We start from the raw sequence: 9,532 nt of genomic DNA on the forward strand, positions 1-9,532 counted from the left end.
ACATCAACCGGCTGGGTAAATACACCTTCGCCGACCAACAAGCCTTGTTAGCCAATGGCTTACGCCCCCTTCGCCAGCCGGAGCACTCGTTCGCAACGGCCGCCTCACCGGCTTAGCGTAATTTTTCGCCCCGTTGTAACGAGAACCCCAATTTGTTGGGCGCTGGCCTGTAACTTGGCCTCGGCCGCCTGCACGGCGGCCACGCCCTTATCGAGTGTGGCGGTCATCGCTTTCTGGCGGTCGTCTAGGTACTTAATCAGCTCATAGCCGGTCGTCTGGAACACCTGGGCTTGCTTATCCACCTGGCCCACGAGCTGCTTAGCCACAGCCTCACTGTTGACGTTCAGCGTCAGCGGGCGGTCGCGCTCGGCTAGCTTCACCAGGGCCTTTACCTGGTCCTCGGTGGCGGGCAAGGGCCGCTTGTTGACGGCGCGTAGCTCTTGGGCAATGCGTTCAATCTCGGCCATCAGGATGGCCACGCCGTTGGTCGGGGCGGGGGGTGGGGTTGGATTCATGACAAAAGGGAAAGAAGATTAATCACCGATTCCATAGCCCCCGCTACGCTCAATGGTCGGCCGTGGGGGTTTGGGTGTCTGCTGAGGTGCGGTGCGCTCCTGGGCCTGTTTCTGCTCTTTTTCGGCCTGCTGCTTCTGTGCCGCGTACTCGCGCCCAAACGCTTCCAAATCCAGCGCCACCCGCTGCTGCCCGTACTGCTGGCCGGCCGTGCTCAGCGTCACCTGCTGCTGCTGCACCTGCTCATGCTGCGCGTCGATGGTCTTCGATAAATTGTTGCCGCTGTAGGCCCGGCTTAACTCGCTGCCTTTCAGGTGGTGGCCTTCGTACTCGAATACGACGGCCTGCAACTTGCCTTTCTGATACGTGGCCTGCACCCCGACCCCATCCCGTTCCAGGGCCTCCGTTAGTTTCTCGGTGCTGGTGGCATGGGGCAGGTGCCGACTTAGCGCGTCCTGCACGTACAATTTGGCCGCGGCCCGCGCCGGCAATTCCTCGCGCTGCGCCCGGCGGTTGTCCTGGCTCACCTCCTGCGCGCTGACCAAGCCGTACTGCTTTTCTAGCTTGCGACAGGCTTCCATGCTGTTCCGGTAATTGTGCTGGTCGCTTACTGTGGCCCCGTCGTTGTCTACCCGGTTCACGATTAGATGGGCGTGGGGGTGGGCTTGGTCCTTGTGCCGCACCAACGCCCACTGCGTGTTCTCCACGTCCACTTTCATCTCTTTCAGGTAAGCGCGGGCTAGCTCACTCATGCGCTCGTTGCTCAGTTGCGTTGTTTCTTCCGCTGGCCACGCCAAGGCGACGTGCATCACGGCCTTACCCAGTTGCGGGTTTAGCTCCCGCTGGGCGTTGAAGTCCGCTGCCATCCGCTCGGCCGACGTGCCGCGCACGCCCTCGGTGGCCAGTACCTCGGCCTGCTTGTCCTCCCTGAACACATACTGACAGATGCCGCCGAAGCTCTTGCCAATGGTCACTTTGCCAATCATCGCGCTGGGTCGGGGGCTAAGTCATCGAGGAGCCGGTAGAGTTGCACCAGCACCTGCCGGGCCGCTTCACTCACGTTGTGGCCGGCGTGCAACTGCTTGGTGAGCTGGTTAAGATTGCCAGCCATCCCGATGAGTTGCCGAAGCTGGGCCACTTCCTCGACCGTGCGCGGCCGCGGTGGCCGGGCTTCGTCGGGGGTTCCCGCCCACACGGCCCGCAAGATTTCGCCCATGGACTTGCGGTAAGTGGCCGCTTCGGTGGCCAGCTCGCGGTGCTCGGCCTCGGTCAGCCGCACCGACACGGTATGCACCTGATGGGGCGTCGTCTTCGGCTGCCGGCCACGGCGACGGGGGGTAGGCGGTTGCATGGGGTGGTCCCCGAAGGGGCAAGTTAGAGTGAGCCCAGCGGGCGAACGGGTTTTAAGCGAAGCGAAAAACATAACTTGCTTTACATCCGAACGACTCCTGCACGGGCTACTAAGGTACGAACCCCACCCGCCCGCACAACACCACCCGCCCCCTTTCTTACTTGCCCCCGACTGCTGCCCCCTTCCCCCAACTGCCCCCCTCGACCACTGCCCTTTCCGCCGTTCATCCTCCCCTCACCCCGACCAGCTGACCACCTTGGCCACCTTCACCCCGACTGCTGCCCCTCCCTCAGCTCGTCCTTCTTCTCCTACCCCTCCTGACCGCGCCCCTTCCCCTACGCGGACCAACCAAGCTACTCGACTACCTGCCCCCCCTTCCCCACTTCCCCCGGCATAATCGTTCGGCCATCCTCCTGAGCTACCCCCGTTTCGCCCCCTCCTTGCCCTCCTTGCCCTCTTAGCGAGTCCTGGTGCCCTCCGAACCTCTTTGAGTGCTCCATGGTGCTTCTTGACCTCTTGGCTCGTCCTGGTGCCCTCCTAGCCCCTTTTAGCACTGCCCCGCACTCCCCAGCCTATAGCAGTACATAAGCCCGACAATTAAGTACGTAACCTATTAATTACCAATAATATATAGTTTACAAAATGCGCGCAAGTTACTGGCTTCTAGGGCTTTGGTTTTTGTTTCTTTTTTGTTGTGGCTGCTTGGGCCTGGCTGGACGAGCCCTAAAAGCTTTTTTGTGGATAAACTCGCACGCGACAAAATTTGTGAAATTTTTTTTTTTACTATTTACCAAAGTATTCCAAATATTAGCAAAAAATGCCCTTGACAATCAATTAGTTATCCAATCTATTATGAGGAAATGTCCGTCAACTATGAGGAAATGTCCGTCAAGGGCTGAATTTACCTCTCTGAACTATGAGGAAATGTCCGTCAACTATGAGGAAATGTCCGTCAACCCTATGATTAACTATGAGGAAATGTCCGTTTATTATGTCATTTATTATGAGCCTAATAATAATAGCTCATACATTTGCAAAACGGTCCTAAAATGATTTCTCCTATGAAGAATGAAGATTTTGATAAGTCTCCCATCCTGGCACAATCCAACATCATAACCTCGGCGCGGTATGAGTTGACCAAAATGGAAAAGAACCTGCTCTACTTGGCTATGCGGGAGATGAAGCCAACGGACCTGCCTGGCCAGCTCTACTATGTTTCCATCACTGAGCTGCAACATCGAACAGGCGACGAAATCAAGTATGACCGGCTGCGGGACGTGACCAAAAAAATGTTGGGCCGTGTCTTGGAAGCCGATTTACCCGGTGGCGACCTACTTCAAACCCATTTTTTTTCCTCCGTTCGCTATCTGAAAGGTACCGGCACCCTTGAAATTGGAGTAGACCCGACAATCAGACCGTTTTATGGGTACTTAAAATCGCATTTTACAACCTTCCAACTTGACCTCGCTATTACCCTTAATAGCATTTATGCCAAGCGGTTGTACGAGATTTTTTCCATGTACAAAAACTTGCCGGACAAGTCGTTTCGTATCTCGCTGGCTGCCATTAAGCTGCAACTTGGACTAATCGATAACGCTACCGGCAAGGAGAAATACACGCTCTACGCTGACTTTAAAGCCAACGTGCTCAAGCCTGCCGAAGAAATCAATACAGCTACCGACTTAGCCTTCACCTACCGCGAAATCAAGCGAGGAAGGAAGGTGGTAGAGCTGGAATTTACCATCATTTACACCCCTAAGACAACCGAAATCGATTATAACGAACAAGAAACAGCCCTGTTCGGCCGGATGGTCAATGAGTTTAAGCTGCGCAAAGACCAAGCGGTATTGGCTATCAAGGCTCATGGCTCCGCCGAAATTGCCAAACGACTCTACCAAGTGCAGTTGAGGCAAAAAAACGGAGAGATACAGAACCTTGGCAGCTACACGGCCGGTATTTTAGGAGTCAAATAATCCGCCTGCCCATGCCCCGCCCCGCCAACCGCTCATCTGGAAACTCCGCCAAACCTGCAAAAAAAGCCACTGGACGCCCCCCAAAGCGTTCTTATCAGACGGCTGCAGATGACTTCTTTCCACCTCCCGGCCTTACCGGACCACCAGCGGAGCTGTTCGCCCCCGCTTCTGAACCTAGTACGCCCCTACCTCTGCCGATTCCATCCCCTGCCGAGGGCGAGCACTCGCTGCTGGATTACTTCGCCGCCTATGCCCTTAATGGCTTATTGGCGGGAAAATTAGCGGTTCCCAACACAGTCCTTGACCCCACCGAAACCGCTTACTCGGCCTATGACTACGCCGAAGCCCTGTTGCGCGAACGTGCCCGGCGGTCCCCTTTGCCCCCGGCTCCGGCACCCGTGCCAGTTGAGCCGCTCCCCCACTTCTCTCGCCCAACTTTCGATGATGACGAGATGCCCTTTTGAAGCCTTATTGCCTAATTCGTATCTTTATCCTCATGGAAATCACCCTCCAAGTTCCCGACAGCCGCGCCGGCTTCCTGTTAGAGCTACTGCGTAGCCTGCCGTATGTCGAACTGCGCAGCCCGGCCGCCCCAACCGCCGGCGAGTTGGATGAGACGGCCTACCTGCTCGCCTCGCCGGCCAATGCCGAGCGCCTGTACGCCGCCCTGGCCCGCGCCCAGCGCGGGGAATGGCAAACCCACGAGCTGCCCCCCCTCTCGGAATGACTTTGCGCTGGGACCTGCACGCCTGGGACGATTTTCTCTACTGGCTCGACACGGACAAGGCCATCGCCCGCCGCCTGCGCGCCCTGCTCAAAGAGTGCGTGCGCACGCCCACTACCGGCACGGGTAAGCCCGAACTCCTGCAACACGATTTCGCCGGCTGCTGGTCGCGCCGCATCACGGACGAACACCGGCTGGTCTATCAGGTCGGCCCCGATTTCATCCTGGTCTTGCAGTGCCGCTACCACTACCGAAAATGAAAAAACACCCCCCCCCGAGTTTGAAATCGAACTGCGCGAACGCGCCGGCTCCCCGGAAGCCTTCGAGCGCCTGCTCGACAACCTGCAAGCCCAAATGGCCGAGATTGCCCGCAAACGGGGGAAAATCGATTTGAATCTGGACATTATGGCCCCGGTTCCCCCCCGCCCAACCCGTCGTCGCGCAGCTGCTTCTAAATAGCACTTTAGGGGCAGTGTGGAAGGGCTGTTTTTCCCTTTTGTTTCCTGCTTTTGTCCCTTAACATAACATCAGTTATACGCGCCGCCTCGGAATAATGGTAACTTTTAGCCTACTGTCCTGGCTGTTTAGCATGGTATTCTGCCGCGATTAAGTGCAAAAAAAGTCCTATGTTTGAGGGGTCTAGGTTACTCCGTATGCGCTATTCTTTACCCTGCTTGCTAAGCGTGTTGCTAATGCTAGGCTGCGTCACGGCTAGCATGGCGCAAGCCTGGCAGATGCCCAACCCGGATTTGGGCGTACCCAAGCCTCAGGGGCCGCGCATTCCCACGCCGGGCAATCTCGTGCCGGACCAGCAGGCCCGTATCCGCGCCCAGAATCAGGCGATGATGGACGAAGCCGACCGCTACTTGGCCGAGAAAGAGCAGCGGGAAAAAGTGGTGCAGGAAGCCGCCGATGAGTACGCCCGCCACCAGCAGGGGCAAGCTGACTTCAACGCCGAGTTTGCCGCCCGCAACAAGCCCCAATACGAAGCGGCGTACCAGGTCCTGGCCGAAATGCTGAACGGCCAGCGCAAAGCCAGCCTGCCGCTGGCCGTGTTCGTGGTCGAGAACAGCTACGTGGCCGGCGAGTTGAACTACGCTTCCTTCACTGCCGACCTGGACGAGCTGGCCACCATTTGCCGGGGCCTGGCCGGCTCCGATACCAGTCCGACCGCTCGCTTCATGGCCCTGCACCGGCTCATGACCGATACCGTGCAAGTCAGCTACGCCGGCCAGGTCGTCTCCCGGCACTTGCCCTATCGCTACGATTTCGAGGATTTTCGCGGCGAGCAGGATTACCGCAAAATGTTCGTTACCAAGCTGCTGCGTACCAATACGGGGCAATGTCATTCGATGCCCCTGCTCTACAAACTGCTGGCCGACCGGCTGGGGGTCAAGAACTACCTAAGCATGGCCCCCAACCACACGTTTATCTCCGTCAAGGACGGCCGGGGTGCCCTCTACCGCTACGAAACCACCAACGGGCACTTCACCACCGATGCCTTCTACATGAGTTCGGGTTACATCAAAGCTGGGGCCTTGAAGCAGCGCACCTACCTCGACACGCTCACCCTGCGCGAGAACCTGGCCTGTCAGCTCGTAGACCTGGCCAGCGGCTACGAGCACTACTACGGCTACGATGAGTTTATAAAAAAATGCGCCGACCTCGCCTTGAAATACTACCCGCAAGGGATGCAGGCGCGGATTCTGGCCCATAACGTGGCCCTGGCCCGCTTCGTCAAGCCCTGGAAAGCGGCCGGCCAACCCTCGCCGGAAGTGGCCCGCACCCTGCCCCAATTGCGGCCTTACATGGCTGAGGTGGAGCGCTGGAACCAAGCCCTGGCCGAAGTCGGGTTTGAGGAAATGCCCAAAGACCAGTACGACCGCTGGCTCAACGCCCTCGAACAAGAGAAGGCCCGCCTGGCTAGCCAGCAGGCCGCCGCCCGCTTCGCTCCCTCCGCTGCCAAATAACCTGCGCCCGATGAAACACCCCTACCCCCTGCTCTGGTACCTGGCCCTGCTGCTGCTTGGCGCGAGCTGCTCGCGGCGGGTGTTCGTGCCCATCGAGCCACTGGCCCTGCGCACCCCCGCCTATCACTCCAGCCTGGCCACGAGCCGGCAAGCTGCGCCGCTGCCGGGGCAGCTTGCCGGCGTGCCCATCCTGCCCGCCGCGCCAGCTCAGCCGGCAGCACCGACCGCGGCCGACTACTACGAGCCGGCCTACCAGGAGCTAGCCAAGATGCTTGACGGGCGCTATCCGCTCAGCTTTAAGCGGGCCGTGTTCGTCACCGAAAACGCCTACTTCGACAACCGCCTGAGCTACCAGGAGTTCAGCCAGCAAGTCAGCGCGCTGGCCACCGTGTGCCGCTTGCTGAAGAAAACCAACGACCCTTACTTCCTCTACGACCGCGACGACAAGGAAAACGTGGCCCGCAACGCCGCTATCTTCCTGATGATGAAGGACAGCACCCGCTTACGCAAGGGCAATACCTTGTCCCCGTTTCGCTACGATTTCGAGGACTTCGACGGGGATACCGATTGGCGCAAAATGTTTGTCAGTAAGCTGTTGGTCACGCATAAGGGCAACTGCCACTCCCTGCCCTACCTCTACAAAATCCTGGCCGACGAAACCGGCGCGCAAGCCTGGCTCAGCTTGGCCCCTAACCACGTCTACCTCAAGCAGCACAACCGCCAAGACGGCTGGTACAACACGGAGCTGACCAGCTACACCTTCCCCATTGATGCCTGGCTCACGGCTTCGGGCTACATCAGCCGCGAAACCATCATTAGCGGCATTTACATGGACACGCTTACGGCCCAGCAGAACGTGGTGCTCTGCCTCGTGGACCTGGCCAAAGGCTACGAGCGCAAAGTGGGCCGCGTAGCCGCCGAGCCGTTCGTGAGCAAATGCGCGGCCCTCGCCTTGCAGCACTTCCCCCACTACATCAACGCCCAACTGCTGCACGCCGAAACGCTACGCCAGCAGTTCGAGCGCCAGACCACCAAACCCGAGGCCCAACAAGTATACGCCGCGATGGAAGCGGCCTATACCCGCATTTTTGATACCGGCTACCGCGAAATGCCCCCCCAGATGTACGCCGACTGGCTGCGGTCGGTGAACACCGAAAAACAGAAATACCAGAAGAAACCCTAAGCCCTGCCTGCTCATGCGCTATTTCTACGCTCTTTTGCTGCTGGCCCTGGGCCTCAGCCGCTCCGTCCACGCGCAACAGCCCTTTCTCAAATATGGGGTTCGGGTCAAGGTGGCCACGCTCAGCAACGGCCGGTTTCAGGAGTTTTTCACCAATGACAGCCTGCGCCGCATTGGCTCGGTGGTCTACGATACCCGCCTGCGCCGCGTGGCCTACCTGCTGCCGCCCGATTCGCTTGTGGGCCACGCCAAGCCCGACATTACCAGCCGCTGGATGAGCCCCGACCCGCTGGCCGAAAAGTTCATGTACATCAGCCCCTACGCCTACGGCAACAATAATCCCGTGCGCTATATGGACCCTGACGGGCGCGAGATTGTAGACTCTAAAGGCAAGCATGTGCAAGTCGACTACAACAAGAACGGCACGGTTCGGAGCATATCGCCTAATGCAACCCCCGATGAGCGGAAGGTTATTAACGCATTGAACCTAACCTCCACAGGTAGGGCGCAACTGCGCGCTGCCGATAAATCAGACATTCAAGTTGCGTTTTCCTTGGTTGGGGGCAAACCTCCGAAGGACAAGAGCGGCAGTGTAGTCCTGGGAAACACAACCCGGCCCGACCCCGAGTATGATGGTAAAAACGGTAAACAGATTGCTATTTTCACTGGTGCTATCAATGAATCGCGGGGCGAAGGAAAAAAAGAGGGAGAGCTTAAAGGGCTGACGATGGAACAGGCAATAGGAGCGGTTGCCAGTCACGAAATAGTCCACGCAGTGGATAAAAAGGAGATAGCCAAAGACTTACAAAACATTAACCGCCCAGATAGGGAAACGAAGCCTAATCAGGTTGAGCGAAAAGTGATTGAGGAATCTAAACGCTTGAATCAATGAAACGACTAATCCTGCTACTGTTCGCAATAGCTCCTTTATTGAGCAAGGCGCAAAGCTTTGATTTTGCTGGCAAAGAAGCTATTAAAGTCCCAGCGGCTGCTTCCTTGCAAGTAAGAAACTACATCGAGACCCACGACGGCATCCCACAAGAGACCATAAATGGGCAGTTTGCTTATGTTCCTATTTTCAATGTGCTCAATCGTTCGCAAAAACAATTTGTTGACGGTATATACTATTTCACTTGGGGTGCTCATGATTCTGGCCGGTTGTTCATCAATAAAAGTGGTGCATTAACCATGCTTAGCAACAACTCAACAGCCGAAGTCTTAGCGGACTACTCTGCTTATCTCAAGCAGAATAGTCTACCAGAAAGTACGCGTATAGCTTATTTATCCGCCATCGCTGCCTTTTTAAAGTTTCAGCAGGGAGACCAAAAAGCCCTAATGAAAAGTGGGGCTGTACTAAAGCCGACATCGGAATAAGATTATTTGCGTCCCTTTCTAGCCGGGGCCGGCTTGGGGTCGGTGGCGTAGGGAAAATACTGGTAGGCTAGCTCCGGGCGGTCCTTGGCCAGCTCCGCCCGGCACTCCTGGAACCGCTGCACCGCGCCCCGCGCCTGCGTCAGCTCGGCTTGCACCTTCTCTAATTCCTCCTTCGGCACCCGCGAAAAATGCCCGGTAAACAGCATCCCCAGCAGCACCAGCACCACCGGACCTAATGTAAAGCCCAACGTCGAGCGCCAGTTGTCGAACACGTTCAAGGGCACCGAACGCGGAATTTGGGGTTCTCGTTACAACGGGGCGAAAAATTACGCTAAGCCTCAGTTGGCTTCGGCATGCCGCCGGTGGGAACACCTAAATGGGCGAGATAGCGGTAAATGGTAGCGCGGCCGACGCCGAGCAACTGGCCGATTTGGGCCACGGTCTTGT

Annotated in this window: 11 protein-coding genes; 7 read left to right on the forward strand and 4 right to left on the reverse strand. The window is 57.4% G+C overall.

Annotated elements, in window-relative coordinates:
* Positions 1 to 104: 104 nt before the first annotated feature.
* The 3 genes from D0T11_RS21025 to D0T11_RS21035 are packed head-to-tail and all read right to left on the reverse strand — an operon-like array spanning position 105 to position 1,864.
* Positions 105 to 515, reverse strand: coding sequence for a hypothetical protein (locus tag D0T11_RS21025; RefSeq protein ID WP_119657778.1), 411 nt, complete (start codon positions 513 to 515; stop codon positions 105 to 107).
* An 18-nt stretch (positions 516 to 533) separates the two neighbouring features.
* Positions 534 to 1,499, reverse strand: coding sequence for a relaxase/mobilization nuclease domain-containing protein (locus D0T11_RS21030; protein WP_119657779.1), 966 nt, complete (start codon positions 1,497 to 1,499; stop codon positions 534 to 536).
* Positions 1,496 to 1,864: a plasmid mobilization protein gene (locus D0T11_RS21035; RefSeq protein ID WP_182888548.1), complete on the reverse strand. Its 369-nt coding sequence runs from the start codon at positions 1,862 to 1,864 to the stop codon at positions 1,496 to 1,498. Before D0T11_RS21035 ends, D0T11_RS21030 begins: the two co-directional genes overlap by 4 nt.
* A 1,061-nt stretch (positions 1,865 to 2,925) precedes the next feature.
* On the opposite strand from D0T11_RS21035, the gene D0T11_RS21040 reads away from it, so the two are divergent.
* The 7 genes from D0T11_RS21040 (at position 2,926) to D0T11_RS21070 (ending at position 9,085) form a co-directional block, all read left to right on the forward strand.
* A complete protein-coding gene (locus D0T11_RS21040; RefSeq protein ID WP_182888549.1) occupies positions 2,926 to 3,837 on the forward strand; it encodes a replication initiation protein in 912 nt (303 codons plus the stop codon).
* A gap of 496 nt (positions 3,838 to 4,333) precedes the next feature.
* On the forward strand, positions 4,334 to 4,564 hold the full coding sequence (locus D0T11_RS21045) for a type II toxin-antitoxin system Phd/YefM family antitoxin (RefSeq protein ID WP_119657782.1): 231 nt from the start codon (positions 4,334 to 4,336) through the stop codon (positions 4,562 to 4,564).
* The gene (locus tag D0T11_RS21050; RefSeq protein ID WP_119657783.1) at positions 4,561 to 4,821 is read left to right on the forward strand and encodes a Txe/YoeB family addiction module toxin; all 261 of its coding nucleotides are present in this window, start codon (positions 4,561 to 4,563) and stop codon (positions 4,819 to 4,821) included. Before D0T11_RS21045 ends, D0T11_RS21050 begins: the two co-directional genes overlap by 4 nt.
* Positions 4,822 to 5,277: 456 nt before the next feature.
* Positions 5,278 to 6,531, forward strand: coding sequence for a hypothetical protein (locus D0T11_RS21055; protein WP_119657784.1), 1,254 nt, complete (start codon positions 5,278 to 5,280; stop codon positions 6,529 to 6,531).
* 10 nt (positions 6,532 to 6,541) lie between these two features.
* Positions 6,542 to 7,714 (forward strand): hypothetical protein, encoded by a 1,173-nt coding sequence (locus D0T11_RS21060; RefSeq protein WP_119657785.1) that lies wholly within the window; start codon positions 6,542 to 6,544, stop codon positions 7,712 to 7,714.
* 13 nt (positions 7,715 to 7,727) lie between these two features.
* The gene (locus D0T11_RS21065; RefSeq protein ID WP_119657786.1) at positions 7,728 to 8,603 is read left to right on the forward strand and encodes an RHS repeat-associated core domain-containing protein; all 876 of its coding nucleotides are present in this window, start codon (positions 7,728 to 7,730) and stop codon (positions 8,601 to 8,603) included.
* Positions 8,600 to 9,085, forward strand: coding sequence for a hypothetical protein (locus D0T11_RS21070; protein ID WP_119657787.1), 486 nt, complete (start codon positions 8,600 to 8,602; stop codon positions 9,083 to 9,085). The genes D0T11_RS21065 and D0T11_RS21070 overlap by 4 nt, the downstream gene beginning before the upstream one ends.
* Positions 9,086 to 9,087: 2 nt before the next feature.
* Here the strand turns inward: D0T11_RS21070 and D0T11_RS21075 are convergent, their stop codons facing one another.
* Complete coding sequence (locus D0T11_RS21075) at positions 9,088 to 9,369, reverse strand: hypothetical protein (RefSeq protein WP_147374776.1); 282 nt, start codon at positions 9,367 to 9,369, stop codon at positions 9,088 to 9,090.
* Positions 9,370 to 9,532 lie beyond the last annotated feature (163 nt).

Origin of the sequence: Hymenobacter rubripertinctus (assembly GCF_003583925.1) — a bacterium.
In the GTDB taxonomy this organism is placed as follows: Bacteria; Bacteroidota; Bacteroidia; order Cytophagales; family Hymenobacteraceae; genus Hymenobacter; species Hymenobacter rubripertinctus.